General features: G+C 63.3%; 23 protein-coding genes and 2 riboswitches. Of the genes, 11 read left to right on the top strand and 12 right to left on the bottom strand.

Going from position 1 to position 25,930, the window contains the following annotated elements; all coding sequences use genetic code 11:
* Nucleotide 1: 1 nt before the first annotated feature.
* The gene (gene fumC, locus THI_RS09690) at nucleotides 2–1,435 is read right to left on the bottom strand and encodes a class II fumarate hydratase (protein WP_050985939.1); all 1,434 of its coding nucleotides are present in this window, start codon (nucleotides 1,433–1,435) and stop codon (nucleotides 2–4) included.
* Between the two features lie 177 nt (nucleotides 1,436–1,612).
* A riboswitch (Fluoride riboswitch) is annotated at nucleotides 1,613–1,682 on the top strand.
* Between the two features lie 41 nt (nucleotides 1,683–1,723).
* Between fumC and THI_RS09695 the strand changes: the two genes are divergently transcribed.
* The 10 genes from THI_RS09695 to THI_RS09740 all read left to right on the top strand — a co-directional run bounded on the left by THI_RS09695 (nucleotide 1,724) and on the right by THI_RS09740 (nucleotide 10,998).
* The gene (locus tag THI_RS09695; RefSeq protein ID WP_013106079.1) at nucleotides 1,724–2,668 is read left to right on the top strand and encodes a respiratory chain complex I subunit 1 family protein; all 945 of its coding nucleotides are present in this window, start codon (nucleotides 1,724–1,726) and stop codon (nucleotides 2,666–2,668) included.
* Nucleotides 2,669–2,678: 10 nt separating this feature from the next.
* Nucleotides 2,679–3,359, top strand: coding sequence for a HyfE, hydrogenase 4 membrane component (E) (locus THI_RS09700; protein WP_013106080.1), 681 nt, complete (start codon nucleotides 2,679–2,681; stop codon nucleotides 3,357–3,359).
* Nucleotides 3,360–3,363: 4 nt separating this feature from the next.
* Nucleotides 3,364–4,821, top strand: a complete 1,458-nt coding sequence (locus tag THI_RS09705; RefSeq protein WP_013106081.1) for a proton-conducting transporter transmembrane domain-containing protein — start codon at nucleotides 3,364–3,366, stop codon at nucleotides 4,819–4,821.
* A gap of 1 nt (nucleotide 4,822) precedes the next feature.
* Nucleotides 4,823–6,421, top strand: coding sequence for an NADH-quinone oxidoreductase subunit D (locus THI_RS09710; RefSeq protein ID WP_013106082.1), 1,599 nt, complete (start codon nucleotides 4,823–4,825; stop codon nucleotides 6,419–6,421).
* A gap of 15 nt (nucleotides 6,422–6,436) precedes the next feature.
* Nucleotides 6,437–7,258 carry an NADH-quinone oxidoreductase subunit NuoB gene (gene nuoB / locus THI_RS09715; protein ID WP_013106083.1) on the top strand — a complete coding sequence of 274 codons (822 nt, stop codon included), beginning with the start codon at nucleotides 6,437–6,439 and terminating at the stop codon, nucleotides 7,256–7,258.
* Nucleotides 7,245–9,248 carry a proton-conducting transporter transmembrane domain-containing protein gene (locus THI_RS09720; RefSeq protein ID WP_013106084.1) on the top strand — a complete coding sequence of 668 codons (2,004 nt, stop codon included), beginning with the start codon at nucleotides 7,245–7,247 and terminating at the stop codon, nucleotides 9,246–9,248. The genes nuoB and THI_RS09720 overlap by 14 nt, the downstream gene beginning before the upstream one ends.
* A gap of 81 nt (nucleotides 9,249–9,329) precedes the next feature.
* Nucleotides 9,330–9,713, top strand: coding sequence for a fluoride efflux transporter CrcB (gene crcB / locus THI_RS09725; protein WP_013106085.1), 384 nt, complete (start codon nucleotides 9,330–9,332; stop codon nucleotides 9,711–9,713).
* Entirely contained in the window at nucleotides 9,710–10,036 is a 327-nt protein-coding gene (locus tag THI_RS09730; RefSeq protein WP_013106086.1) for a DUF190 domain-containing protein, read from the top strand. The genes crcB and THI_RS09730 overlap by 4 nt, the downstream gene beginning before the upstream one ends.
* An 89-nt stretch (nucleotides 10,037–10,125) precedes the next feature.
* Nucleotides 10,126–10,518 carry a translational machinery protein gene (locus THI_RS09735; RefSeq protein ID WP_013106087.1) on the top strand — a complete coding sequence of 131 codons (393 nt, stop codon included), beginning with the start codon at nucleotides 10,126–10,128 and terminating at the stop codon, nucleotides 10,516–10,518.
* A gap of 15 nt (nucleotides 10,519–10,533) precedes the next feature.
* Nucleotides 10,534–10,998, top strand: a complete 465-nt coding sequence (locus THI_RS09740) for a HEAT repeat domain-containing protein (RefSeq protein ID WP_013106088.1) — start codon at nucleotides 10,534–10,536, stop codon at nucleotides 10,996–10,998.
* Here THI_RS09740 and THI_RS09745 read toward each other — a convergent pair.
* The 7 genes from THI_RS09745 to THI_RS09775 all read right to left on the bottom strand — a co-directional run bounded on the left by THI_RS09745 (nucleotide 10,965) and on the right by THI_RS09775 (nucleotide 19,806).
* Nucleotides 10,965–12,479, bottom strand: coding sequence for a MutS-related protein (locus tag THI_RS09745; RefSeq protein WP_013106089.1), 1,515 nt, complete (start codon nucleotides 12,477–12,479; stop codon nucleotides 10,965–10,967). The two genes, THI_RS09740 and THI_RS09745, sit on opposite strands and share 34 nt — an antisense overlap.
* The gene (locus tag THI_RS09750; RefSeq protein WP_013106090.1) at nucleotides 12,476–14,092 is read right to left on the bottom strand and encodes a MutS-related protein; all 1,617 of its coding nucleotides are present in this window, start codon (nucleotides 14,090–14,092) and stop codon (nucleotides 12,476–12,478) included. The genes THI_RS09745 and THI_RS09750 overlap by 4 nt, the downstream gene beginning before the upstream one ends.
* 8 nt (nucleotides 14,093–14,100) lie before the next feature.
* On the bottom strand, nucleotides 14,101–15,390 hold the full coding sequence (gene eno / locus THI_RS09755; protein WP_013106091.1) for a phosphopyruvate hydratase: 1,290 nt from the start codon (nucleotides 15,388–15,390) through the stop codon (nucleotides 14,101–14,103).
* A gap of 69 nt (nucleotides 15,391–15,459) precedes the next feature.
* Nucleotides 15,460–16,821: a class I SAM-dependent methyltransferase gene (locus tag THI_RS09760; RefSeq protein ID WP_013106092.1), complete on the bottom strand. Its 1,362-nt coding sequence runs from the start codon at nucleotides 16,819–16,821 to the stop codon at nucleotides 15,460–15,462.
* Between the two features lie 222 nt (nucleotides 16,822–17,043).
* A riboswitch (Fluoride riboswitch) is annotated at nucleotides 17,044–17,121 on the bottom strand.
* A 71-nt stretch (nucleotides 17,122–17,192) separates the two neighbouring features.
* Entirely contained in the window at nucleotides 17,193–17,573 is a 381-nt protein-coding gene (locus tag THI_RS09765) for an HIT family protein (RefSeq protein WP_013106093.1), read from the bottom strand.
* Nucleotides 17,570–18,187: a histidine phosphatase family protein gene (locus tag THI_RS09770; protein WP_013106094.1), complete on the bottom strand. Its 618-nt coding sequence runs from the start codon at nucleotides 18,185–18,187 to the stop codon at nucleotides 17,570–17,572. The genes THI_RS09765 and THI_RS09770 overlap by 4 nt, the downstream gene beginning before the upstream one ends.
* Nucleotides 18,188–18,261: 74 nt before the next feature.
* Nucleotides 18,262–19,806: a Ppx/GppA phosphatase family protein gene (locus tag THI_RS09775; protein WP_456154929.1), complete on the bottom strand. Its 1,545-nt coding sequence runs from the start codon at nucleotides 19,804–19,806 to the stop codon at nucleotides 18,262–18,264.
* A gap of 125 nt (nucleotides 19,807–19,931) precedes the next feature.
* Here THI_RS09775 and ppk1 point away from each other — a divergent pair, with 125 nt between their 5' ends.
* The gene (gene ppk1, locus THI_RS09780; RefSeq protein WP_013106096.1) at nucleotides 19,932–22,022 is read left to right on the top strand and encodes a polyphosphate kinase 1; all 2,091 of its coding nucleotides are present in this window, start codon (nucleotides 19,932–19,934) and stop codon (nucleotides 22,020–22,022) included.
* 8 nt (nucleotides 22,023–22,030) lie between these two features.
* Here ppk1 and phoR read toward each other — a convergent pair whose 3' ends face one another.
* The 4 genes from phoR to pstB all read right to left on the bottom strand — a co-directional run bounded on the left by phoR (nucleotide 22,031) and on the right by pstB (nucleotide 25,928).
* Nucleotides 22,031–23,407, bottom strand: coding sequence for a phosphate regulon sensor histidine kinase PhoR (phoR, locus tag THI_RS09785; protein WP_013106097.1), 1,377 nt, complete (start codon nucleotides 23,405–23,407; stop codon nucleotides 22,031–22,033).
* Between the two features lie 134 nt (nucleotides 23,408–23,541).
* Nucleotides 23,542–24,270, bottom strand: a complete 729-nt coding sequence (gene phoB / locus THI_RS09790; RefSeq protein ID WP_172979069.1) for a phosphate regulon transcriptional regulator PhoB — start codon at nucleotides 24,268–24,270, stop codon at nucleotides 23,542–23,544.
* Between the two features lie 37 nt (nucleotides 24,271–24,307).
* Nucleotides 24,308–25,027: a phosphate signaling complex protein PhoU gene (gene phoU, locus THI_RS09795; RefSeq protein WP_013106099.1), complete on the bottom strand. Its 720-nt coding sequence runs from the start codon at nucleotides 25,025–25,027 to the stop codon at nucleotides 24,308–24,310.
* A 79-nt stretch (nucleotides 25,028–25,106) separates the two neighbouring features.
* A complete protein-coding gene (gene pstB / locus THI_RS09800) occupies nucleotides 25,107–25,928 on the bottom strand; it encodes a phosphate ABC transporter ATP-binding protein PstB (RefSeq protein WP_041608978.1) in 822 nt (273 codons plus the stop codon).
* Nucleotides 25,929–25,930: the final 2 nt, after the last annotated feature.

Raw genomic sequence — 25,930 nt, forward strand, 5'->3', positions numbered from 1 at the left:
TTCAACTGGTTCTCACCATGTCCTGCGGCCGCACCCAGCGGTCATAGTCTTCCGCACTCACCAGCCCCGAGGCCAGCGCTGCTTCGCGCAGGGTGCTACCGCTGTGGTGGGCCGACTTGGCAATGGCCGCCGCCTGGTCGTAGCCGATGTGCGGCGCAAGCGCGGTAACGAGCATCAGCGAACGCTGCATCAACTCGGTGATGCGCGCCCGGTCGGCCTCGATGCCGCGCGCCAGATGATGATCGAAGCTGTTCATCGCATCGGCCAGCAGCCGCAGGCTTTGCAGCACGTTGTGCGCGATCAGCGGCTTGAACACATTGAGCTCGAAGTTGCCGGAAGCCCCGCCGATATTGATCGCCACATCGTTGCCGAACACCTGCGCGCACACCATGGTGAGCGCCTCGCACTGCGTGGGGTTGACCTTGCCCGGCATGATGGAACTGCCCGGCTCGTTCTCGGGAATGCGAATCTCGCCCAACCCGCTGCGCGGACCGGAAGCCAGCCAGCGCACGTCATTGGCGATTTTCATCAGTGCCGTCGCGAGCGTTTTGAGCGCGCCGTGCAGGAACACCAGCGCCTCGTGCCCGGCGAGCGCGGCGAACTTGTTCTCGGCGCTGGTGAACGGCAGCCCGGTCTGCCGCGCCAACTCGGTGGCCACGCGCACGCCGAACGACGCATGGGTGTTGAGCCCGGTGCCCACCGCGGTGCCACCCACGGCCAGTGCATAGACCGGCCCCAGCGCGGCGTCGACGGCGCGCCTTGCCAGATCGAGTTGGGCGACGTAGCCCGAAAATTCCTGCCCGAGGGTGAGAGGCGTGGCGTCCTGCAAATGGGTGCGGCCGATTTTGACGATGTCGGCGAAAGATTCCGCCTTGGTCTGCAGGGTGGTGCGCAGGGCGATGAGTGCGGGCAGCAGATATTGCACGGTCTGCGAAGCGGCGGCCACATGCATGGCCGTGGGGAAAATGTCATTCGACGACTGCCCCATATTGACCTGATCGTTGGGATGCACGCTGCGCGCCAGACCCACGCCACCGCCCAGCAGCACCGAGGCGCGGTTGGCGAGCACCTCGTTCATGTTCATATTGGTCTGCGTGCCCGAGCCGGTCTGCCAGACCGCCAGCGGAAACTCGTCGGGATAGCGTTCGGCAATGACCTCATCGGCCGCCTCGATAATGGCCTGCGCGGTGCGCAGATCGAGTTTGCCCAACTCGGCATTCACGCCGGCGCAGGCCCGCTTGACCAGCGCCAGGGCGCGGATGAACTCGCGCGGCATCTGCTCGGTGGAAATCGCGAAATGCTGCAGCGAGCGCTGCGTCTGCGCGCCCCACAGATGCGCCTCGGACACTTCGATGGGACCGAACGAGTCGGTCTCGATCCGGTTGCCCTCGCTGGGCTCTATCAACTGCTGGGTAGTGTTGCCGTTACGGTTCATGCGTCGTCTCCCGCGTGTATTTCTAAGTTTGTAGCGCCTGCGGCCCAGCATTGCCAGTGGCGAGGTTGTGACCGCATCATTCAGCCATCTCGCTAGGGTAAAGTTTGGTCGCCATATTTTCGTTTTGAAACGGATGTCAGCTTGACCCTTTTCGGTTTGAACTCCTAGACTGCACAGCAACCATTAGGCGATGGAGTTCGCCAAAACCGCGTGGGGCTGCCCCCAAGCTAATGACTCCTACCTGCCGCAAGCCATGCAATCGCTTGCGTTTCACGACAGGGAGGAGCCATGCGCGGTGACGTCATCTTGCAGCAAGTGTGCCAGGTACTGGCCATTGTGCTGCTCTCGCCTTTGCTGCACGGTTTCATCGTCACGATGGAAGAGAAGGTGCAGCGCGGCCGCGGCCCCAGCCTCTTTCAGCCTTACCGCGATCTGTTCAAGCTGCTGCGCAAAGAGATCGTGGTGCCGCAGACGGCTTCGTGGATTTTCTGGGCCGCGCCCATCGTGGCGTTCTCGGCCATGCTCACGGTGCCCATTCTCATTCCGGTGCTGACCAACTATCCGCTGCCGCTCTCCGACATGGGCGACATTCTCGGCGGCGGGCTCATTCTCACCCTGGGTGGCTTCGCCATCCTGCTCGCCGGGCTGGACAGCGGCCATCCCTACGGCGGACTGGGGTCGAGTCGTGAGGCCATGCTCTCCATTCTGGCCGAGCCCACGCTGATCATGGTGTTCGTCGGCATCACCCTGCTGGCGCAGGCCATGCTGCCCTTCGTGGTCAACCATCTGCTGGTGGCCAGCGCGGCGGTGTTCTGGAGCCCGGCGCATTTGTTCCTGGTTGCGGCTTTTTTCATTTTGCTGACGGTGGAAACCGAGCGGCTGCCCATCCATTCGAGCATCCACTACGAGATCTACATGATCGGCGAGGCCCGCATCCTCGAATACTCCGGCCCGCTGCTTGCGCTGCTGAAGTGGGCGTCGTGGATGAAGCAGGCCATTCTCTACACCATTTTTCTCAACGTGCTGACCATTCCCTGGGGTTTGTCCATCAAAGGCACGGCGCTGGGCATTCTGGGCGCCACCCTTGCGCTGCTGGCCAAATGGGCGGTGGTTGCGCTGATCATGGTGTTCGTCGATACCGCGCAGTCGCGCCTGCGCTTCTACCGCTATCAAGAGCCGCTGGCGCTGTCTTTCCTGATGGCAATTCTCGCCATCGTGGCGCGTCAGGTGTGAGGGACCAACCATGCTGATCTTCCACCTCGGCGGCGTGCAGGCCTCGCTCTTCAGCCTGCTGACCATCGTCGCGCTCATCCTGGCTTTTGTCATGCTGGGATCGCACTGGATCAAGAACCACATTCTGGCGTTCGCCGCGGAATCTTGGGTGATCGCGGCGCTATCGGCAGCTATCGGCATCACCGGCCATTACCCGGAGCTGGTGTTCATCGCCGCGCTCACCGCGCTGTTTCGCGGCACGTTGCTGCCTTATCTGCTGGTGCGCATCGTCAACGGGCTGGGGCAGAACCGCGAGTTCACCCCGCTGCTGCAGCCGGCGTCGAGCATCGTGCTGGGCGGCTTTCTGGTGCTGTTTTCCTATGCGCTTGCGCACAAGCTGGGCGTGCGTATGAATCTGGTGGACAACATCGCGGTGCTGGCGCTCACCGCCATGTTCTCGCTCAAGCTCATCGGCTTTCTCATGCTGGTGCTGCGGGCAGAGGCGGTGAGTTCCATCCTCGGGCTGCTGGTGATCGAGAACGGCATCTTTCTAGGCTCGCAGATTCTGGTGCCGGGCATGCCCTTGCTACTGGAAATGGTGATTCTGTTCGACTTGCTGATCATCGTCTCCACCTTCGGCATGCTGATCCGCTTCCTGCACAAGGAAATCGGCACCACGAGCAGCCGCGAACTCACAAGGCTGGTGGGGTGAGGCGATGATCTGGAACGCGTTATATGCCATCTGGATCGTCACCGCGCTGGCGATGGCGGGGAGCTGGGTGTCGCGTCGCAGTCGCGTGGCCGAAGCGCTCAACCTCGCCGCGGCCATCATCGACTTCGTGCTGGTCGTCGTGTTGCTCATCGCCACGCCCAGTCAGCCCATCACCGCGCTGAACCATTACCTGCTGCTCGACACCTTCGGCGTGTGGGTGATGTTCTGCCTGGCCATGGTGTATCTGCTGGCCAGCGTGTACGCCATCGGCTATATGCGCTGGATGCACGGCGAGCAGGCGCGGCTGCACCGCTTCTATTCGTTGTTTGCGGCGTTCGCGCTGACCATGTTCTTCGCCCCGGCGCAGAACAATCCGGGCCTGTACTGGATCGCCATCGACCTCACCACCATCGTCAGCGCCTTTCTGGTGGGCTTTCAACGCGCGCCCGAAAGCATCGAGGCGGCGTGGAAGTACATCGTCATCGTCTCCGCCGGGCTGGGTTTGGCGCTGCTGGGCACGGTGCTGTTTTACTGGGCCGGCACCTTCATCCTCGGCCCGGTGTACGACATGACCTGGGCCAATCTCGCCGCCATCGCCCCCAAGGCCGAGCCCTTGCTGCTGATGCTTTCTTTCCTGCTGGTGCTGGTGGGTTTTGGCACCAAGGTGGGCCTGGCCCCCATGCACACCTGGCTGCCGGATGCGCACAGCGAAGGCCCGGCGCCTGTCTCGGCCATGCTCTCGGGCGCGCTGCTCAACTGCGCCATGCTGGGCATCGTGCGCTATCTGCACATTCTGCAAGGCACGTCCATTGAAACGATGGCGCGCACCACCTTGGTGGTTCTGGGCGCCTTCAGCCTGCTGGTGGCGGCGCTGTTCATCAGCCGCCAAACCATCGTCAAACGGCTGGCGGCGTATTCGAGTGTGGAGCATATGGGCGTGATCGCGCTGGGCTTCGGCTTCGGCGGGCCGCTGGGCGTGATCGGCGCGCTCTATCACATGCTCAACCACTCGCTGACCAAATCGCTGGTGTTTTTCGGCGCTGGCAACATGATGCACGCTTATGAGAGCAAGGAGATCGCCAAGATTCGCCGCGTGCTGCGCTTTTTTCCGCGCAGCGGCGCGATCTGGCTGGCCGGGGCGGTGGCCATCACGGGCGCGCCGCCGTTCGGGCTATTTCTGTCGGAACTCACCATCCTGCGCGGCGGCATGCAGAGCGCCAACCCCTGGGCGGTGTGGTGGATGGCGGTGCTGCTCATTGTCATTTTCATCAGCTTTCTCAACCACTTCCGCGCCATGTTCTTCGGCCCGCGCCCCGACCATGAGCCGCATCTGGAATTGAAATTCGTGCATGTGGCGCCGATGGCGGTGGCGCTGGCCGCCATCCTGCTGCTCGGCCTGTGGTGGCTGCCGCCGATCTGGAATCATCTGGCGAGCATCGCCACGCAACTCGGAGGGGTGTGACATGCGTTTTTGCGACACCACCCGCCTGAGCCCCGCCGAATTGCTGACGGCGGCCGACAGCCTGCTCACCGAACTGGGCGACACGCCCAGCGCCCACGGCCGCATGCAGATGGCCTACGCCTGTATTTGCGCCGAGGGAGGCATGGAGGTCATTTACGTCAGTAGCGCCCCCACGGCGCCGCAAGCGGTGCCTGCCCCCCAAGGGGGCGAGCAAACCTTGGGGCGGCCCGACGGTTTGCTCAACCAGGGCACGAACCAACCCTACAAGGTCTGGCGCGTGCGGCCGAAAGACCGCACCCTGCCCTCGCTGGCCAACAAGCTGCCGCTGCTGGGCTGGTACGAGCGCGAGATGATGGACTTATACGGCCTGCGCTTCGAAGGTCATCCCGAGCCGAACCCACTGGTTTTGCACGAGGGCGAGCCGCGCGATCCGGCGCCCTTGGCATCTGGCTTCGACCCCGCAGCCCCTGCAAGAGACTATTCGCCGCTGCCGCCCATCGTGCCGCAGGTGCAGGGGCCGGACATCCAGCGTCTGCCTTTCGGCCCGGTGCGGGCCGACATCGTCGAGTCGGCGCAGTTTTTGTTTTTCTACATCGGCGAAGGCATCCTGCACTATCACCCGCGGCTGTTCTACAAGCACCGGGCGATGGAAGGGCGCTTTGAAGGCGCCACGCTGGCGACGGGCGCGGTGCTGGCCGAGCGCGTGAGCGGTATCGACTCGGTGGCGCATGCGCTGGCATTTGCCCAGGCTGTGGAGGGCGCCATGGGCTGGCGCCCACCGCCGCGCGCCCGCTATCTGCGCGTCGTCCTGGCCGAGCTGGAGCGTCTGTACAACCATCTGCATTACCTCGGCCATCTGTCCAAGACCACCACGCTCAAGGTCGGTGAGACCGAAGGCCATCTGCTGGAAGAGAGGGTGAAGCAGATCAACGGCAGACTCACCGGCAGCCGCTTTCTGCGCGGGCTCATCACCCCCGGCGGCCTGCGCCGCGACCTCGACATCTCGGGTCTGGACAAGGCGCTCGACAGCGTCAATGACGAGATCGACCGCTATCTGCAGCGCCTGGAAAACACCCGCAGCCACCTCGACCGGCTGATGACCACGGGCCGCTTGGAGCGCCAGGTGGCCTTCGACCAGGGCGCCTGCGGCCCGATCGAGCGCGCCAGCAACCTGGACCGCGATCTGCGCCGCGATCATCCCTACGCCAACTACGAGAAGGTGCGCTTCTCGGTGCCCGTGCAGCAAGGCGGCGACGCCCACGCGCGCTCACTGGTGCGCATGGAAGAAATCCGCGAATCGCTGGCCATCATTCGTCAGACCATCGGCCGCACCAAGCCGGGCGAGGTGCTGCGCTTCGACGTGATGGAAGACGCCGATCCGCAGGGCGAAGGGCTGGGCTGGGTGGAGGCCACGCGCGGCGGTCTGCTTTACGCCGTGCACTTGAGCGAAGACCGCACCCGCCTGCAGCGCGTGAAAATCAAAGAGCCGTCGTTCTCGAACTGGCGGGTGTTTCCGTTCACTGTGGAGGACAGCAACATGATGGATTACGCCATCAACGAAGCCAGCTTCGGCCTGTCCATCGCGGGCGCTGACCGCTGAAAGAGGAGAGCCGCCATGCCTGTATGGACTTGGTTTAGCCTTCAAAAAGGCCGCGCCACCACCCCCTGGCCCGAGCGCCCCGGCCCGGACGGGCAGGAGGGCGTGCTCGGCCTGCCGCGCTTCGATGCCGCGCGCTGTTCCAGCGAGCAAAGCGGCTGCAGCGATTGCGTCGCGGTCTGCCCTGCCTCGGCCATCAAGCGCAGCGAAGCGGGCGCGGTTCAGCTCGATTACGCCCGCTGCGTCGGTTGCCAGCTCTGCACCGAGGTCTGCCCGGAAAGCGCGTTCAGCGTCAGCCATGACTGGGCGTTTGGCGTGCGCGACAAGTCCGATCTGCTCAACCCCGCCCAAGCCGCCCCCACGAACCCCGACGCCGCGAAAGAAGCCGAACTCGCGCAAGCGATGAAAGGTTTCGGCAAAAGTCTGCACATCCGCCATGTGGACACCGGTTCGTGCAACGGTTGCGAAAGCGAGCTGCAGGCCCTGCTCAACCCCTTCTACAACCTGCACCGGCTGGGCGTTTTTTTCACACCCTCGCCGCGGTTTGCCGACCTGTTGCTGGTCACCGGCCCGGTGACTGCCGCCATGCGCGAGCCGCTGCTGCGTACCTATGAGGCCATGCCCCAGCCGCGCTGGGTCATGGCCGCCGGCACTTGCGCCACCGGGGGCGGCACCAATGGCGGCGGTTATGCCTGCCACGAGGGGCTGGACGGCATTCTGCCAGTGGACGTGTGGCTGCCCGGCTGCCCACCCAACCCGGCGGCGCTGATCGAAGCGCTGCTTTTGCTGCTGCGGCGCAGCCCGCAGCGGGTGCACGGAGGCGTTTATGAATCTGCCTGATTCCGTCTCGTTGACCGCTTTCGGCTTGGCCGCGTTGGCCTGGTTGCTGGCGCTGCTGGCCGATCTGCTCATCGGCACCGCCCTGCCCCGTCTGCTGCTGGCGGCAGGCTGCGTGCTGGCGGCGCTGGGCGCGCTGTGGGGTCTGCCCGAAGGCGGCGCCAGCCAGACCTTGCTGCTGCTGGGCAACTCGCCAGTGGTGTTTCAACCCGATGCCTCCGCACTGTGGCTGATGCTGCCCGCGCTGCTGCCCGCCTTTTTTGCCAGCCTGCTTGGCGGCACGGGGCACGCCCGCGGCTGGGCCGCTGGCGCGGCACTGTCGCTGCTCGGTGCGCTCGGGTTGTATGGCTTGCAGGACGGCGCGAGCTTTCTCATCGCTTGGGAAGTGATGGGCTTCGGCGGCGCGCTCATGCTGCTGGCCGACCATCGCAGCGTGCAGGCCGGGCGCGACAATCTGTTCATGCTCGCGCTGCTCGAAGTCGGCGGCGTGGCGCTGCTGCTGGCCGTGCTCATGCTGGGCCAAAGCCTGGCCTTCGGCACCTACGCGCTGCAATGGACGCAGTGGGGCGTGGCTTCGGCCTTCTTCCTCGGCCTGCTGTGGCTGGCGGGCTTCGGCGCCAAGCTCGGGCTGCTGCCGTTTTACGAGTGGTACCCAGGCGCCTACGGCAGCGGCAGTGGCTCCAGCGGCGCGCTGATGTCCGGGGTGGTGATGAATGCGGCCTACTTCGCCCTTGGCCGTGCGCTGCTGCAGTGGATGGGCCATCCGCCCTGGCTGGCCGCGTTCGGCGTGGTGGTGCTGGCTGCGGGCACGTTCACCGCCATTCTGGCGATTCTCTATGCCTTCCAGCAGAGCGACTGGCGGCGCTTGCTCGCCTTCTCCTCCGCCGAAAACGCCGGGGTCGCCGTCACCGCGCTGGGGGCGGCGCTCATTTTCCGCGCGGGGGGGCAAGACGCCCTCTCGGCCCTTGCCTGGACAGTGGGCATGCTGCACCTCATGGGCCACAGCCTGGCCAAGGGCACGCTGTTTCTCAGTGCCGATGCCGCCGCCGCGCTGCAGGGCAACCATCACCTGCGGCAAAGCGCCATCCTGCGCCATGCGCCGCTCACCCTCGGGCTGGGCGCAGTGTTCGGCGCCATGAGTCTGGCCGCCATGCCGCCCACCGCGGGCTTCGTCAGCGAGTGGTATCTGTTCCAGAGCCTGTTCCACGACTTCACCCTCAAGACCGATGGTTCGCGCATCGCTCTGGCGCTGGCTGGCGCCGGCATGGCGCTGACTGCGGCCATTGCGCTGGCAACCATGGTCAAGCTGTTCGGCGTCGGCCTGCTCGGGCAGAACGAGGAACACGCCGCGCAGCACCGCAAACACCAGACTGCGCTCACGCCGCTGCAACGCGGGGCCGTGCTCGTCACCGGGCTGGCCGTGCCCGCGTTCGCGGTGAGTCTGGTGTTCTGGCTGCCGCAGATGGCCGCCTCGGCCTGGCCCGCCGCGCAAGCCCCGCAGAAGATGACGCATGACTGGCTGCTGGTGCCGCTGTCGGCCGGGTTCGCATTCATCTCACCGGCCATGCTGGTGATCGTCGTGCCCTTGCTCGCCCTCATTCCTTTGGCCCTGGTATGGGGTCGGCGCCGCTATGCCGTACGCCGTGCGCCGCTGTGGTGCGGCGGCGAGGACTACGCCGCGCACGCCGGGGCGACCACAGCGCTGTCGTTCTCCAACGCGCTGCGGGTGTTCTACAACTTCATCTACCGGCCGCAAAACGCGGTGGCGCGGCAGTTCGAGGGCAAGGCCTATTTCCTGAAAGAATTGCAGTTCGATTATTCGCAGGCGCCGCTGTTCGGCCCGCTGCTGTTCAACCCTGCGGTTCATGCGGTGCAATGGCTGGCGCGCAAATTGCGATTCCTGCAGAACGGGCTGATGAACGCCTATCTGGCTTATATCGGCGTGTTGTTGCTGGTGATTTTTGGCTTGGTGCTGGTGTGGAGTCCAGGCTGAGTCAGGCTTCTGCGGCGTTTCTTGGGCTGCGTCTCACGGCGTGGCAGTTCTTTCACTTCCAACCTTTTTTGGATGTTCCCTATGACTTACGTCTTCATCGCCCTCTTCGCCATCATCGGCGCGTTTGCGCGCTACGGCCAGAGCATCGTCGTTCAGGGCGTGCTGGGACGCTCGTTCCCTTTTGCCACGCTGTCGATCAACGTACTAGGCTCATTCCTGATGGGCTTTCTGTTTTTCGAAACCCTGGAACGCATCAACCTCAGCCCTGAGCTGCGCACTGGCATTCTCACCGGCGGCCTGGGGGCCTACACCACCTTCTCGACCTTCTCCCTGGAATCGCTCAATCTGATTGAAAACGGCGAGATGGTGAAGGCCGGGTTGTACATCGGCGCCTCGGTTGTGCTGTCTGTTGCAGCGGCCATGTTTGGCGCCTATCTGTCACGCAATATGGGAGTCTCAGCATGAGCGCCAAATCCGTCACCATGGTTCGCGTCTATATCAAAGAGGGCGACAAGGACACCGATCACCACGACCTGATGCGCTCGATCTTCAAGCTGCTGCACGAACAGCACAAAGTGCACGGCGTCACCGTGTTTCGCGGCGTGGCCGGGTTCGGCAGCAAGGGCGAAGTGCATGCCGACGACCTGCTGCGGCTGAACGTGCATCTGCCGCTGGTGCTGGAGTTCTATGACGAACCCGAGGTGGTCGAGTCGGTATTGCCGCGGATTCAGGAAATGGTGCCGCCGGGCCACATCGTCTATTGGTCGGCGCAGTGCGGCTGCAACTGATTTCAGCCTTGCGGTCCGGCTCAGGGCCGGACCGCTTTTTTCCCGCTTTCTCTTTTTATGTCAGAGGCGCGGCCTAGGCCGCGAATGCCATGAATCCTTCGAAACACGCCGCGGTCTGGATCGACCACAACGAGGCGCATGTGTTCTTCGTCGATCCAGAACATGTGCGCGAATCCATCGTGCACTCGCCGCACCCGCATCAACATCTGCATCACAAGGCCAACACCATCGGCTCGGGCAAGGCGCAGGAAGATGAACATTTCTACCACTCCGTAGCAGAGTCTCTGCGCGACGCGCATGAAATTCTGATTACCGGGCCGGGGCAGGCCAAGCTGTGGCTCATCAAACACCTGCACAGCCACGACCCGGAGGTGTTTGATCGGGTGATCGCGGTGGAAACGGTCGACCATCCCTCGAACAATCAACTGGTGGCGCATGCGCGGCATTACTTCGACGTGAGCGACCGGCGCATCACCTTCTGACCACTGGAGCACGTCATGGGCGAGCGCAGCGCTTTTCAGTATTGCACCTGGTGCTTTGCCGAAATTCCGCTCGATGCCCAGGTCTGCCCCGACTGCGGCACCAACCTCGACGATTACGCGCGGCACACGCCCTACCCCGACCGCCTGATCCACGCCCTGCACCATCCCCTGAGCGAAACGCGCATGGGCGCCATCATCGCGCTGGGCAAACAGGCCGATCCGCACACCATCGGGGCGCTGGCCGACTGTGCGCTGGAGCATGACGGTGATGTGATCGAGGGGCTAGAAATCCTGCATAGCCTGGCCGAGATGCCCACGGCCGACCCGCGGCTCAAAGCCGCGTTGCAGCGGCTGGCTGAGCAGCATCCGGCGCACGCCGTGCGTACCCGCGCCCAGTACCTGCTTCAAACCCATCGCCAAGCGGACAAGGCCGATTTACAGAACGATCAGGATTCATCCGGCCCGAAGACTTCGGCGTAAAGATCGGCGCCAAAACTGGTCTGCAGGGCATCGCCCGCCTCAAGCCGGAAGCTGCGGCTGCCGTCGTCGCGGCGTTCGGCGCGCAGCATCAGCACCTGATCGGCGTTCTGGCCTTGCAGCCGTCTTGCAGCGTCGAACAGGTGCGTGACCAGCGCCACCTTGATGTCGCGCTGACGCAGCGCATCGACCGCCTGCAGCAGCAGTTCGGAGCCTTCGCGCTCGTTGGTCGAGGCAAACGATTCGTTCGACAGCCAGAGCGCACCGGGGCGAATCTGATCGGCAATCACGCTCATGCGGTCGAGCTCTTCGTCGAGTTTGCCGCCCTGCATGCCGGCATCTTCTTCGCGCTTGTAGTGGCTGAACAGACCGCTGGCCAGCTCGCCGCCATACGATTCGGCCGCGACGAACAGACCGGCATGCAGCATGAGCTGAGCCAGCCCGACAGAGCGCAGAAAGGTGGACTTGCCGCCCTGGTTCGCCCCGGTCACGGCGATCAGGTTCTTGCCGTTTGCATCGAGCGTATTGCCCACCGGGGCGCGCTGCAGGGTAAGTGCCAGAGTGGGGTCGCGCAGCGCCTGCGTGCGCAATTGCAAGGCGCCGATCGGCTTGAACGTGGGGATGCACACCGGCACGTCCAGCGCCGCCAACCGCTGTTGCAGATTGAGGCAGGCGACGTAAAAGCCCAGTTCGGCGCGCAGCAGTTCAAAGAAACTCAGCACATGATCGGTGGCCTGCGCCATGGCGTTGGCCACGTCGTTGATGCCGCGATCGACCAGTTCAGACAGCGCCTGCGCGCCCGCCTCGTCGCGCTCGGCCAGGCGGAAGGTGTATTGCGGCGGGGCCTGGTGCAGCAGCCGCGCCAGCCAGCCGGGACGGCTGCCATTGCCCGCATGCAGCACGTAGCCGCTGCCCGCATTGCCCGGGCCAAGGCCCGAGCTGAGCAGCACGCCATGCCGGAATCGCAGCGTCTCCAGATGCTCCTGCACCGTATCGAAATAGTCATCGCTGATGTCGCGTTTGAGGCTTTCGAACAGCGTGCCAAAGGCCTCGGAGCGGAAGCTGCCGCTCAGCGCATCAGCCTGCTGGCGCAAGCGGCGCAGGTATTGCACAAAGGTCTGCAGCAGCTCGACCGCGCCGCGCAGATTGAAGCTTGGATAACGCCCGAACAGCCCCAGGCCGAACAGATGCTTCTTGCGGCTGTCGATGGCTTCAACCACCAGCGCGTAGAGCGCCCTCATCTGTTCGGGATGATTGAGCGCATCCTGCAATGCGGACTGCCGGTAGGAGATGACGCGGGCATCGCCTGCGCCGCTGGCGGCCATGAGGGTGCGCGCCGCCACGTCGAGCAAAAAAGCGTCACCCTCGGTCATTGCGCCCAGCAGGGTATCGACCTCCAGGTCTTGCGCCAGCTCGGGCCATTGCGGCGGCGGATCGGCCTTGGGATCGAAGTCACGATCGGGAAACAGCAGATGGGCTTTCATGTGGGAATGCGTTCGAGCAGTTGCTGCCGGGTGACGCCGAATTTCTGCGCCAGCGCCAGCGCGTAAGACTTGCCATCGGCGGCGCGTCGCACCACTTTGAAGGTGCGCAGGGTCGGGTCTTGGGCATCGACCGTGCCCACCATGCTTACGGTGTGCGCATCAAAGGTGGAGAGCTCGTCGAGAAAGGTGACGAACACGCAGGCCGCGCCAATGGCGGCGAGCCGCGCCATGATGTGCCGCGCCAGCCAAAGCGCATCATCGAGCGTGGTGGACGAAAAGATCTCGTTCATCAGCACCAGGCTGTGCGGCGTGGCCGCGGCCAGAATGCGGTGCATGCGCACCAAATCATCCTGCAGTTTGCCGCGCTGGTTGCTGATGTCTTCGACCCGCTCGAAGTGAGTGAACATCTGGTCGGGCAGCAACAGGCTGGCGCTGTGCGCGGCCACGGTCAAACCCAGCGAGGCGATGTGGTGCAACTGGCCGAAGGTGCGCGCCAGCGTGGTCTTGCCGCCGTGGTTGGGGCCGGTGACGACCAGCATGCGCTCGTCGCCTTGCAGCGCCATGTCGTTGCACACCACCGGTTTTTGCGCATCGAGACACTGCCAGGCCAGCGCCATGTCGTAGGCCTCGCGGGCGTCTATATGGCCCTGTTCGAGGTTGAGGGTGGGAAAACACAGCGGCAGTCCGGCGCGCTCGAGGCGCTGGGTGTAATCGATCCAGGACAGATACCAGGCCAGCTCGCGGTCCAGACGCACGATGCGGGCCTCGGCAAAACCTTCCTGCGCGCTGCGAAACTGCGCCAGCCGCTCGAACACCTCCGGGTGCAGCAGGGCGACACGGTCGAGTAGTTGCCCTTCCACATGGTTCAACCGCGAAGCCGGGTTGAACTGCACACGGTAGTCTTTCACCTCGCCCTGGCGAAAGCGCGCGAAAGTATCGGCGATGGTGGCGCTGTAGTCCGGCTCCTGCGGGTCTTGCAGCACGGTGACTGCGGTGCCGTCCACGCGAAAGGCGTAGCGCACCTGCGCCAGCGCTTCGATCAAAGCCTGAGCTTCCTTCATGCGCTCGGTGTGTGCGGGCGAGGCCAGCAAGTCGGCGACATGACCCTGCAAGGATTGCAGCGCCTGCGACTGCAGCTCCGCGCCGGCCAGCGTCTGATGCAGGGCTTGCAGCGCATGGCCGTAAACCAGCGCGGCGTCCACAAACCAGCGCTGCCCCTCGGCGGCGTAATCCGCTTTTTCTGCGCGACGCAGCGAGGTGCGCAACTCTTGCATGCCGCGCTGAAACGCGCGCATGCCCTTGAGCAGCGGCGCCTGTTTCAGGTCGCGTAGCGCGGCCTGACGGTACTGCACCACGCTCAGCTCATGCAAGGGCGTGCCGAACAGCGCCTGCAACAAAGCCAGCACCTCGGCGCGATAGGGTGCTTCGTCATCTCCCTGATGGACCACATAGAGCGACGGCTTTTCGCGCGGGGCAAAGCTGCCGTAAGCCCCCATGAAAATCGCCTCTAAGAACAAGTCGTGGAACACATCACGAAGATCGGGGCGAGACTGCGCGGCCTCCTGCTCCGGGGAGGGATAGACGATGCTGTGAAACCCCGACGTGCCCGTCATGCCAGGTCTCAACGGTAGGGGTTGACGAATTCGGCCCGATCACCCAATTCGGCTTCGATCTCCATCAGCCGGTTGTACTTGGCCAGCCGCTCGCTGCGCGCCGTTGCGCCCGACTTCATCTGCCCCGCGCCCACGGCCACGGCAAAGTCGGACAGGAAGGCGTCTTCGGTCTCACCGCTGCGGTGCGACATCACCGTGCCCCAGTCCACTTTCTGGCACAGGCGCACCGCGGCGATGGTCTCGCTCACCGTGCCGATCTGATTGAGTTTGATGAGCGAGGCATTGGCCGTACCTTCGTCGATGCCGCGCTGGATGATGCGGGTATTGGTGACGAAGTTGTCGTCGCCGACGATCTGAATCTGACCGCCGAGTTGGCGCGTCATCGCAGCGAAGCCAGCCCAGTCGTCCTCGGCATGGCCGTCTTCAATCGAGACGATGGGAAAGACGTTGAGCCAGCCCTGATACAGCTCGACCATCTCCTGACTGTCGAGCACCTGATTGCCACTGCGGCTCAGGTGGTAGCGGCCATTTTTATAGAACGAGGTCGAGGCCGGATCGAGCGCAATGGCGATATCTTCTCCCGGCCGATAGCCCGCGCGCTCCATGCCGCGCACCATCAGCTCGCAGGCCGCCTGATTGCCGCCCATCAACTTGGGCGCGAAGCCGCCCTCATCGCCCACCGCGGTGGAATGTCCTTGCGAGATCAGCAACTCCTTGATGGCGTGATAGGTCTCGGCGGCATAGCGCACCGCTTCGCTGAAACTCGGCGCGCCCATCGGCACGAGCATGAACTCCTGAAAATCCAGACTGCTGCCCGGTGCGTGCAGGCCGCCATTGAGCACGTTGAACATGGGCATGGGCAGCAGGTTCGACGGCTTCTCGCACAAGCTGCGATGCAGCGGCTCACCGCGCACCAGCGCGGCGGCGCGGGCGGCGGCCATGCTCACCGCCAGCAGCGCATTGGCGCCCAGACGCGCCTTGTTGGGCGTGCCGTCTAGGGCGATGAGCGCCGCGTCGATCGCGGCCTGATCGCACACGTCGCGCCCTTTGAGCGCCTCGGCGATTTCGCCCTCGATATGGGCAATCACCTTGCGCACCCCTTTGCCGAAATAGCGCTTCGGGTCGCCGTCGCGCAGTTCCACCGCATCGTTGCTGCCGGTGGAAGCCCCCGAGGGCACCGCCGCCGAGGCGCGCGCCCCCGACTGCAGCGTGATGGTGGCCTTCACGGTCGGCGTGCCGCGGGAATCGAGAATTTCCTGCGCGCGAATCGAAGAAATAAGAGCGTCTGAAGCAGGCATGGCCTCTCCTTGAAGGGTGGACATCGGTGGCGCGAAACCGCACCGCCGCACTCGCAAAATTACGCGCAACTACGCCGTCTGCGCTTCGGCCGACGCCGCAACGACTTGCGGTTTTTCTGCGTTTGTCGAGCCTGCGCTTGCCTTGCCCGCATACTGGTAGCTGCGGTTGAACGGATACTCGGACTGCCGGGCCCGCAGCAGGCGGTCGCAATCGATGCGGTCTTCCACCACGCCATCCGGACGGCTTCCAAGAATCTGGAACAGCGAAATCCACCCCTGCTCAAAGCCCATGGCCGATCCCGCGAGGTACAGCCGGTAAGCGCGCAAGGTCTTTTCAGCATGCTCGCCCAGCACGCGGCGAGCTTCGTCGAGATGGCCTTCGAGCGCATCGACCCAGTACCACAGCGTTTTGGCGTAATGCGGCCGCAGACATTCGAAATCCAGCGGCTCCAGGCCGCCACGCGTCATGGTCTCGGCCATTACGCTGACATGCACGAGCTGCCCGCCCGGGAAGATGTACTTCTCGATGAAGTCGCCCATGCCGCCGGCGAGCTGGCTGTTGTCCACGCCTCCGGCGGTAATGCCGTGGTTCATCACCAGCCCGCCCGGCTTGAGCAAGCGGCGGATTTTGCTGAAATACAGCGGCAGATTCGGGCGGCCAACGTGTTCGCACATGCCCACTGAAGCCACTTTGTCGAAGGGCTGCGACTCGTCCACATCGCGGTAGTCCTGCAGCAACATGCGCACTCGTCCCTGCAAGCCTTTTTCGACGATCAGCCGGTTCACATGGTTGTACTGATTCTTCGACAGGGTGATGCCGGTCGCGTCCACGCCGTAGTGCTCGGCGGCCCACAACAGCAGCCCGCCCCACCCTGCGCCGATGTCGATGAAGCGCTCGCCCGGCTTGAGCATGAGCTTGGTACAGATGTGATCGAGCTTGGCTTCCTGCGCCTGCGCCAGGGTCATCGACGGCTCGGCGAAATAAGCGCAGGAATACACCCGGCGCGGATCGAGCCACAGGGCATAAAAATCGTCGGACACGTCGTAATGGCTCTGAATCTGCGCGGCGTCTTTTTCGCGGCTGTGGTGGCTGTGCTCCCACAGGGTGCGGCGCAAGCCGTGCCATATCCGCGCGGTGGCGGCCGAAGGCTCGTTGCGCGGGTCGTCGTCGAGCAGCACCGGAGCGATGCGCATGAGGTCGCGCAGATTGCCCAGAATGTCCACCATCCCCTCGACATAATCTTCAGCCAGTTTGCCGATCTGCCCGGTGGTGATGTGCCATAGCGCGCGTTTGTCGCGCAGGCGCATTTCGATTTGCGCATTGCTCGGGCCCACGCGCTGCCCGCCCGGCAGCACCACACTGCAGGGCAGCGGAAGATGGGACAGACGCGCGTCAACCCGGCCAAGAAGAGAGGATGAGATCGAAGACATACGGAACTCCTTTCAGATGTTGGCAAGCACGAACCGACGCCCCAGCAGACACAGACGCTGCGAACAAAGCGGAAGCATGAGTTGTTTTTGCGCGGACCGAGGGCGCTGGGCGGAAGCCCCGTCTTGCGCCTGCGGCAAGACACTCCTGATCAATGGGGATGTAAACATCCGCAACTCCTCCCTGAAGGCGGCGCCCGCTGCACGGGCAGCGGGTCAACCGGAACATGGGTAGGAGTCATCAGCCTGGGGCGAAACCCCTATTGAGGCAATTGCACGGCGAACTCCATCGCCGTTTGTTGATTTGAATTTAGGCCATGAAATGCGCAGGGTCAATGTCCGGGGCGCTCAAGGTTGCTTCGAAATGCAATCGCTCAATACTTCTGCCGCGCCGGAATCACGCCGCGCACGCCGCCCAGCGGCTCAGCCATGTCGCCGTCGTAACGCGGGATGAGGTGTAGATGCACATGGAAAATGCTCTGCCCGGCCGCGCGGCCGCAATTCACGCCCAGGTTGAAACCATCCGGCCGGTGCTCGCGCAGCAGCAGAGCGCGGCCTTGAGCAGCTAGTTCGAGCAGCGCCTGATGTTCCTGCGGGGTGCAGTCGAACCAGTCGGCTACATGGCGAAAGGGAATGAGCAGCAGATGCCCCGGGTTGACCGGCGTGCGGTCATACACCGCAAAGCCCAGTTCGTTGTGTAGCGCCCAGGGCATGTCCTGGCAGAACGGGCACCGGGAATCGCCGCCGGATTTCATGCCAAGCCTCGCAGGTGCGTGGTGTCGTTGACGAGTTGCAGCGCGACCTTGCCTAGTGCATCCACGCTGAACAGATTGAGGCAGCAAGGCTTTTGCGTGATGCGCCAGTAGCCCGATAGCGGCAGATCGAGCGCGTGCAGCAGCAGCGCGCGGTTGACGCTGTCGTGCCCGACCAGCACCACGGTGTGCTCGGCATGGCGCGAGAGCAACGCCCTCAGGCCGTCGGCAGTGCGCAGCGCCAAGTCCTGCAGCGACTCGCCGCCGGGAAAGCGCACCCACTGCGGCGCGCTTTTCCATAAGGCGTAGGTCTGCGGATGCGCTGCCTTCACCTCCTCGTGCGTCTTCCACTGCCACTGGCCGTAGTCGAGATCGTTCACCCCTTCAAGCACCTGTGCGCTCAGGCCGCAGGCTGCGGCAATGTCGGCGCCGGTTTCGCGGCAGCGTCCCATCGGGCTGGTGTAAACCGCCTGCGGGGAAAACTCGGCCGCAATGCGCTGCGCCACCGCCTTGGCCTGCTGGCGGCCGAGTGCGGTCAACTCCAGTTCCATACGCCCACGAAAACGCTCGGGATGAATGCCTTCAACTTCACCATGCCGTGTGAGGATGATCTGCATCGTCAGCTCCAGTTTGTAGCTCAGTACCGCTTTTGCGGCTTGTGCTCAAACATTACGCGGCAGGCATGACGCGATCAAGAAGGACTTTGTAACGCGACGTTCCAGTTCAGCCGCGTCCACTCGGCGGCCTCTTGCCGCAGGCTGTATTCGGTCAGCGGATTGCCTTTGAGCCAGGATTCCGGGGCGACGATATCGAGCGGCGGCCGCAGGCCGGAGAGCTTGACTCCGGCTGGTTGGTAACGCAGATGCAGTCCATCGATATCAACCGCGGTGCGGTTGCGCGCCAGAATGACCGCCAGACGCAGCGCCAGGACGGCGTCGAGATCAATGTTTTCAAGATCAGTAGCGCTGAGTTTTTTCAGTTTGCCGGTGTGAGTCAACACCAGTTGCGCCAGCGCCGCCTGCTCGCCGCGCGAGAAACCCGGCATATCGGCGTTGGCCGCGATATAGGCCGAATGCTTGTGATAGGCGCTGTGCGAAATCGACAGGCCGATTTCGTGCAACTGAGCGGCCCAGCGCAGCAGGCGCTGATCGGCTTCGGTAGCGTTGGGGCGCAACTGCGCATAGAGCCGCAGCGCCAGTTCCGAGACCCGTCGCGCCTGTTGGGCATCGGCGCCGTAGCGCTGCGTGAACTGCAGGGCGGTGACTTCGCGCATGTCTTGCGACTGCTCGCGCCCGAGCAGGTCGTAGAGCACGCCCAAGCGCAGCGCGGCATCCGTCACTTCCATCGACTGTATGCCCAGTTCCTCGAAGACGCCGAGCATGATGGCCAGCCCGCCGGCCGCCACCGGCACGCGGTCGGGTTTGAGCCCCTCCATGCGCAGCTTGTTGAGATTGCCCGCCCGCACGAAGGTGCGACGCAGTTCGCGCAGCCCTTGCAAGGTGATGTCGCCCGGCTGGTCGGGCGGGTTGAAGCCACTGCCGCCGATCATGTCGGCCAGGGCGCGCGCCGTACCGCTGGAACCCACCGCATGGTTCCAGCCATTGCGCTTGAAGTCGGCGGCGATAATCTGAATCTCCTTGCGCGCCGCAATCTCGGCCGCGCGCATGGTGGTCTCGTCCACCTGATTGCCCGGAAAGAAGCGCTGGCTCATCGACACGCAGCCGATGTAGAGCGACTCCATCATCCCTGGCTCATAGCCCTGGCCGATGATGAACTCGGTCGAGCCCCCGCCGATATCGACCACCAGGCGTTTGCCCTGCACCACCGAGACCGAATGCGCCGCACCGATATAGACCAGCCGCGCCTCTTCCCGCCCGGCAATGACCTCGATCGGAAACCCCAGCGCCGCCTGCGCGCGCTGCAGAAACTGCGGCGCATTCTTGGCCACGCGCACCGTGTTGGTGGCCACGGCCCGCACCCGGTCCGGATGAAACTGGCGCAGGCGCTCGCCGAAGCGCTGCAGGGTTTGCAACGCGATTTGCTGCGCGGCTTCCGACAGATACTTTTTGTCATCCAGCCCCGCTGCCAGACGTACCGGCTCGCGCAAGGAGTCGATGGCATAGACCTGCACCCCCGCCGCACTGTCCTGCGCCCGTCCGATAAGCATGCGAAAACTGTTCGATCCAAGATCGACGGCGGCAAGGTGTTGATTGAGCAGGTTGGGCATAAGCAGCAATTGAACGTTGGTTTGATGACAGGTTTTTGAAAAATGTCATCAAGATTTCATGCTAAACCGTCATTCTCGCTCGGTTTGTTCCCGGCACTGGCAAAATGCCAGTCGCTTTTCCGCCAGAGTCATTCATGTCCCATCCCGCCACCGCACCTCGCCTGCTCAATCGTGAGCTGGGCACTCTCGAATTCAATCGCCGCGTGCTGTTTCAGGCGCTCGACGACACCAATCCCCTGCTCGAACGGTTGCGGTTTCTCAGCATCGTGTCGAGCAATATGGACGAGTTTTTTGAAACCCGCGTCGCCACCCTGCAAGACATGCTGGAAGCCGACCCGGCTTCACGCACGCCTGATGGCATGCTCGTCAGCAAAGCCCTGACCGAGATTTCCGAACGCGCCCACGCCCTGATTGCCGACCAGTACCGCGTGCTGCAACAGGCCGTGCTGCCGGCACTCGACAAGCAGGGCATCCGCCTGTACCGGCTGCCCGACTGGACCGATGCGCAGCGCGCCTGGGCGCAGCATTATTTCGAGACCGAAGTTTCGCCCTTGCTCACGCCGATCGGCCTCGATCCGGCGCATCCCTTCCCCCGCGTCATCAACAAGAACCTGGTGTTCGCCGTGCAACTCGGCGGCACCGACGCCTTCGGCCGCAATATCGAGCTGGGCGTGGTGCAAACCCCGCGCACCTTGCCCCGGGTCGTGCCCCTGCCGCCGGAGTTGTGCGACGCGCGATACGGGTTCATGCTGCTGTCGTCGTGCATGCAGGCGTTTGCCGGGCAACTGTTTCCGGGACTCGAAGTGCTCGGCGTGCATCAGTTTCGCGTTACCCGCAACAGCGAGTTGTTCATCGACGACGACGACATCACCAATCTGCGCGCCGCACTGCAAGGCGAACTACGCGCCCGGCACTTCGGCGATGCGGTGCGGCTGGAAGTGGCGGCCGATTGCCCGCACGCCGTCATCGACCGCCTGCTGCGCGAAAACAATATCGTGCCGCAAGACTGCTACCGGGTCGACGGCCCGGTGAACTTGGTGCGACTGCAGGAAATTCTTGACTACGTCAACGAGCCGCAACTGCTGTTCAGCCCTTATCTGCCCGCCCTGCCGCGAGACTGGCCCGGCGTGGATACCGAGATCTTCGACCGCATCCGGGCCCGCGACATCCTGCTGCACCATCCCTACGATGCCTTCGCTCCCGTGGTCGATCTGGTGAAGACGGCCGCGCGCGATCCGTTCGTGGTCGCCATCAAGCAGACCATTTACCGCACCGGCGGCAATTCCGAGCTGATGGACGCCCTCATCGAAGCGGCGCGTAATGGCAAGGAAGTCACCGTGGTGCTGGAACTGATGGCGCGGCTAGACGAAGAAACCAATATCAACTGGTCGTCGCGGCTGGAGGCGGCGGGCGCGCATGTGGTCTTTGGCGTGGTCGGCTTCAAGTGCCATGCCAAGATGCTGCTCATTGTCCGCCGCGAAGCCGCCGAGGGCACCGGCCGCAAGGTGCTGCGCATGTACGCGCATCTGGGCACTGGCAACTATCACGCCCGCACCGCGCGGCTTTACACCGACTTCGGCCTGATGACCGCCAACCCGGAAATCTGCGAAGATGCGCGCCGCGTGTTTCTGCAAATCACCGGCTCCAGCCAGGCGCAGGAACTCAGGCGGCTGTGGCAGGCCCCGTTCACCCTGCATGCCAATGTGCTGGCCGCCATCGCCCGCGAGGCCGACCACGCGCGCAGCGGCAAGCCCGCGCGCGTCTGGGCGCGAATCAACGCACTGCTCGAACCCACCGTGATCGAAGCACTCTACGCCGCCTCGCAGGCCGGTGTGGAGGTGCGTCTGCTGGTGCGCGGCGCCTGCATGCTGCGCCCGGGCGTAGAAGGTTTGTCCGACAACATCCGGGTGCGTTCGACCATCGGCCGCTTTCTCGAACATTCACGGGTGTTCTACTTCCACAACGGCGGCGAAGCCGAGGTCTATATCTCCTCAGCCGACTGGATGGAGCGCAATCTGCTTCGCCGGGTCGAAATCGCCGTGCCCTTGCTCGACAACAAGATCAAGGCGCAGGTCATCCGCGAGGGTCTGCGCATGCAGTGGCAACACCCGGGCAACGCCTGGGAGATGGACAGCGAGGGCAATTACCACCGTCCGCGCGGCTCACGCAGCCGCCTGAGCTGCCATCAGGTGCTGATGCACTCGCGGATGGAACGCAAAAATTAGACGGCGTTTCAAGCGGCCTTGAGCGCGCCGTCTTTAGGTGAAACCTCCGCGGCACGTCCTGCAGAGGGTGTGCCTGCGGGGGCCAGCCGGGCGGCCGGGAAGCGCACCACAAACCGGCTGCCCTTGCCGGGGGTGCTGTGCACCAGCAGTTCGGCCTGATGCCGCACCAGCACATGCTTGGCGATCGCCAGCCCCAGCCCGGTACCGCCAGACTCGCGCGAACGTCCACGATCGACACGGTAGAAGCGCTCGGTCAGCCTCGGAATATGCTCCGCGGCAATGCCGATACCGGTGTCGCTCACGCTGAACTCTGCGTAGCGGGGCTGGCCGTCGATCAAAACGGCGTCCCATGCCAGGCTGATGGCGCCGCCGTCCGGGGTGTAGCGCACCGCGTTGCTGACCAGATTGGAGAGCGCGGAATGCAGCTCTTGCGGGCTACCGCGCACCCACAGATCGGTACGCGCTTCCATCTTGATCTGATGCCTTCCGCCGGACAGCGCCTGCGCCTCGTTCTGGTACTGCGTCATCATCGACGGCATGTCGATGACCATTTCGGTCGGAGGATAGGGATCGCCCTCCAGCCGCGCCAGCACAAGCAGATCGTCCACCAGATGCCGCATGCGGTCGGACTGGGTCTGCATCATGTCGAGCACGCGCAGGCGCTGGGTTTCGTCGAGCGGCATGTCGCGCATGGTTTCGACGAACCCCCCCAGCACGGTCAGCGGGGTCTTGATCTCATGCGACACATTGGCCACGAAATCGCGGCGCATCGACTCGGTGCGCTCGAGCTGCGTGATGTCTTGCGACAGCAGCAGTTTCTGCTGATCGCCGTAGGGAAAGACCTGCACGCTCAGCGTGAACTGCGACCGAGAACCTGCGCGGTGCATGTGCAAGGGCTCGTGAAAGTGCGCCGCCTGGAGATAGGCGACAAACTCGGGGGTGCGAATCAGGTGCACCGCATGTTGGCGAAGATCGCGCTGCGCGTCCAGACCGAAGTGCTGCGCCGCAGTGGCGTTGCACCAGTCGATCTGGTTGTTTTCATCGAGCAGAATCACCCCGTTGGGCGAGACCTGCAGCGCCTCGATGAAGCGGTGCAGCTTGGACTCCTCGTAGCCCAGACGCCCCGTCCACAGCCGCAATTGACGCGATGCCCGGTAAAACACTTCGGCCCAGGCGCCAGAGCCATTGGGCACCGGTGTCACTTCGGGCGCCTTGAGCCAGCGGATCAATCGCGACAGCGCGATGGAATCACGCGCCACCGCGCCGATGAGCACCAGCAGCGCCGCCACCATGGCGCCAGAGCGCCCGTCGATCAAAGCCCCAACTCCTGCGGCCACCAGAACCAGCAGCAGGATAAGGGAGATGCGCCAGGCGACAGAGATCATGGGGAAATGAGCGAAAGGCTGCGCTCAGGTGTCGTACTTGTATCGAATCACACTGTAAAGCAGACGAAGCCCGTTTCGGCCAGGCGGCATCAAGCGGCGACGTGGGTGGGTGTGGCTACCTGAGGGTGGCCACCTCAGGCAGCCGAGACCTGCGGTGAGCGCGACTGTGCGGTAAAGCGATAGCCCGCTCCGCGCACCGTTTCCACCATCTCGGCGCATTGCACCGGAGACAGCGCTTCGCGCAGACGCTTGATGTGCACGTCCACCGTGCGCTCTTCGATGAACACGTGGTCGCCCCACACCTTGTCGAGCAGCGCGCCTCGGCTGTGCACTCGCTCGGGATGCGCCATGAGGTAGTGCAATAACTTGAACTCGGTGGGCCCCAACCGGATTTCCAGAGGCTCGCTTCCCGGCTTCTTGAACAAGGCGCGACGGCTGGACGGATCGACAGACAACCCGCCGATCTGCACCTGCTCGGCAGTGAGCTGCGGCGCGCGACGGCGCAGCACCGCGCGAATGCGAGCCAGCAGCTCCTTGGGTGAGAACGGCTTAGTGATGTAGTCGTCCGCCCCGGCGTCGAGCCCTTGCACTTTGTCGCCCTCTTCGCTGCGGGCGGTGAGCATAATGATGGGAATGGCCTTGGTGCGCGCATCGGTGCGCAAGGCCCGCGCCAACGCCACGCCCGACATGCCCGGAAGCATCCAGTCGATCAGCAGCACGTCGGGCAACACGTCGCGAATGACCCGCAGCGCCTCTTCGGCACTGCCAGCGCGAATGGGGCAATGGCCGGCATGCTGCAAATTCATCGCCAGCAATTCAGCGATGGCGGGCTCGTCTTCGACGATCAGAATATTGCTCGACAGACTCATGGCAGGGTGCTTTTCAGAACAAAACGCTGAATCAAAGCGCGGATCCAAGCGAGCCCGCCACTTCGCGGAAGGCTTCCTTGTTGTGCCGCACATCGGTGCCGCGCACGATATAGATCACCAACTCGGCGATGTTCTTGGCATGGTCGCCAATGCGCTCGATGGCCTTGGCCACGAACATCAGATCGAGCATGGTGGAAATGGCGCGCGGGTCTTCCATCACATAGGTGATGACCTTGCGGGTGAAGCCATCAAACTCCTCGTCGATGCGGAAGTCGGATTCGACGATGTCAACCGCCGCCTTCTCGTCAAGACGCGCGAAGGCGTCGAGCGATTTGCGCATTTGCTCGATGGCGAGATCAGACGCATGCTGCAGATCGCTGATGCCGATGGTCATGGGCGTACCCGATTCGACAATGTCGCGCGCCATGCGGGCGATGCGGGCCGCCTCGTCACCAGCCCGCTCCAGATTGGCGATGGCCTTGGAGATGGCCACCAGCAAACGCAGATCACGCGCCGTGGGCTGGCGCTTGGCGATGATTTGCGTGATGTCGGCGTCAATATCCACCTCCATCTGGTTCACCCGCTTCTCGACCTGCAGTACGGTGCGCGCGGCCTCGACATCGAGGTGGCGCAGTGAATAGATAGCCTGCGCCAGTTGCGATTCAACCTGTCCGCCCATTTCAAGCACACGGGTGGATACAGCGTTGATTTCAGCGTCGAACTGTGTCGACAGATGGGGTTTGTCATCCATGGTACGAAGTCCTTTATTGGAACTATCTGGGCTTGAGGCAAGGGTTCTGCCGAAGTATGGAAGTACTTTTAGTACCACATCATCCGAAACGACCGGTTATGTAGTCCTCGGTCTCCTGCTTCTTGGGTTTCAGGAAAATCTGATCGGTTTGCCCGAATTCAACAAGCTCCCCAAGATACATATAAGCCGTGTAATCTGAAACACGGGCCGCCTGCTGCATATTATGCGTCACAATAACGACCGTGTAGTCCTTCTTCAGTTCGGTGACCAACTCTTCGATCTTACCCGTTGATATCGGATCGAGCGCGGAAGTCGGTTCATCAAGCAGCAAGACCTCCGGTTTAATCGCAATACCCCGTGCAATGCAAAGCCGCTGCTGCTGCCCGCCGGACAGTCCCATGCCGCTTTGCTGCAATTTATCCTTCACTTCATTCCACAAACCGGCCCTGGTCAAACTTGTCTCGACTCGTTCATCCATCTCCGAACGAGACATACTTTCATAAAGTCGGACGCCAAACGCGATGTTTTCATAGATTGACATCGGAAATGGCGTAGGTTTTTGGAACACCATACCGATTTTCGCGCGAATCAGCGAAACATTTTTTTTGCTGGTGAGGATATTTTCGCCATCAATATTAATTTCACCCTCTGCGCGTTGACCCGGATAGAGTTCATACATCCGGTTGAACATACGAAGCAGGGTTGATTTTCCACAGCCAGACGGCCCGATAAATGCCGTAACTTGATTGCCTGGAATATCAAGTTCGACGTTGTTGATGGCCTTAAAGTTGCCGTAGTAAAAACATAGCTTCCTGGTCTGAATCTTGACGGGGTTATCTGACGGGCCAGATTGGCGGGTCGGAGTAACGGAAGGGCGAGGAGGGGCGATAGTCGTTTCCATAA

Source organism: Thiomonas arsenitoxydans (genome assembly GCF_000253115.1).
Taxonomy (GTDB): domain Bacteria; phylum Pseudomonadota; class Gammaproteobacteria; order Burkholderiales; family Burkholderiaceae_C; genus Thiomonas; species Thiomonas arsenitoxydans.

Excerpts from the sequence above, each read along its gene's own strand:
- fumC (WP_050985939.1), bottom strand. The coding sequence starts at position 1,435 with ATGAACCGTAACGGCAACACTACCCAGCAGTTGATAGAGCCCAGCGAG.
- THI_RS09695 (WP_013106079.1), top strand. The coding sequence starts at position 1,724 with ATGCGCGGTGACGTCATCTTGCAGCAAGTGTGCCAGGTACTGGCCATT.
- THI_RS09700 (WP_013106080.1), top strand. The coding sequence starts at position 2,679 with ATGCTGATCTTCCACCTCGGCGGCGTGCAGGCCTCGCTCTTCAGCCTG.
- THI_RS09705 (WP_013106081.1), top strand. The coding sequence starts at position 3,364 with ATGATCTGGAACGCGTTATATGCCATCTGGATCGTCACCGCGCTGGCG.
- THI_RS09710 (WP_013106082.1), top strand. The coding sequence starts at position 4,823 with ATGCGTTTTTGCGACACCACCCGCCTGAGCCCCGCCGAATTGCTGACG.
- nuoB (WP_013106083.1), top strand. The coding sequence starts at position 6,437 with ATGCCTGTATGGACTTGGTTTAGCCTTCAAAAAGGCCGCGCCACCACC.
- THI_RS09720 (WP_013106084.1), top strand. The coding sequence starts at position 7,245 with ATGAATCTGCCTGATTCCGTCTCGTTGACCGCTTTCGGCTTGGCCGCG.
- crcB (WP_013106085.1), top strand. The coding sequence starts at position 9,330 with ATGACTTACGTCTTCATCGCCCTCTTCGCCATCATCGGCGCGTTTGCG.
- THI_RS09730 (WP_013106086.1), top strand. The coding sequence starts at position 9,710 with ATGAGCGCCAAATCCGTCACCATGGTTCGCGTCTATATCAAAGAGGGC.
- THI_RS09735 (WP_013106087.1), top strand. The coding sequence starts at position 10,126 with ATGAATCCTTCGAAACACGCCGCGGTCTGGATCGACCACAACGAGGCG.
- THI_RS09740 (WP_013106088.1), top strand. The coding sequence starts at position 10,534 with ATGGGCGAGCGCAGCGCTTTTCAGTATTGCACCTGGTGCTTTGCCGAA.
- THI_RS09745 (WP_013106089.1), bottom strand. The coding sequence starts at position 12,479 with ATGAAAGCCCATCTGCTGTTTCCCGATCGTGACTTCGATCCCAAGGCC.
- THI_RS09750 (WP_013106090.1), bottom strand. The coding sequence starts at position 14,092 with ATGACGGGCACGTCGGGGTTTCACAGCATCGTCTATCCCTCCCCGGAG.
- eno (WP_013106091.1), bottom strand. The coding sequence starts at position 15,390 with ATGCCTGCTTCAGACGCTCTTATTTCTTCGATTCGCGCGCAGGAAATT.
- THI_RS09760 (WP_013106092.1), bottom strand. The coding sequence starts at position 16,821 with ATGTCTTCGATCTCATCCTCTCTTCTTGGCCGGGTTGACGCGCGTCTG.
- THI_RS09765 (WP_013106093.1), bottom strand. The coding sequence starts at position 17,573 with ATGAAATCCGGCGGCGATTCCCGGTGCCCGTTCTGCCAGGACATGCCC.
- THI_RS09770 (WP_013106094.1), bottom strand. The coding sequence starts at position 18,187 with ATGCAGATCATCCTCACACGGCATGGTGAAGTTGAAGGCATTCATCCC.
- ppk1 (WP_013106096.1), top strand. The coding sequence starts at position 19,932 with ATGTCCCATCCCGCCACCGCACCTCGCCTGCTCAATCGTGAGCTGGGC.
- phoR (WP_013106097.1), bottom strand. The coding sequence starts at position 23,407 with ATGATCTCTGTCGCCTGGCGCATCTCCCTTATCCTGCTGCTGGTTCTG.
- phoU (WP_013106099.1), bottom strand. The coding sequence starts at position 25,027 with ATGGATGACAAACCCCATCTGTCGACACAGTTCGACGCTGAAATCAAC.
- pstB (WP_041608978.1), bottom strand. The coding sequence starts at position 25,928 with ATGGAAACGACTATCGCCCCTCCTCGCCCTTCCGTTACTCCGACCCGC.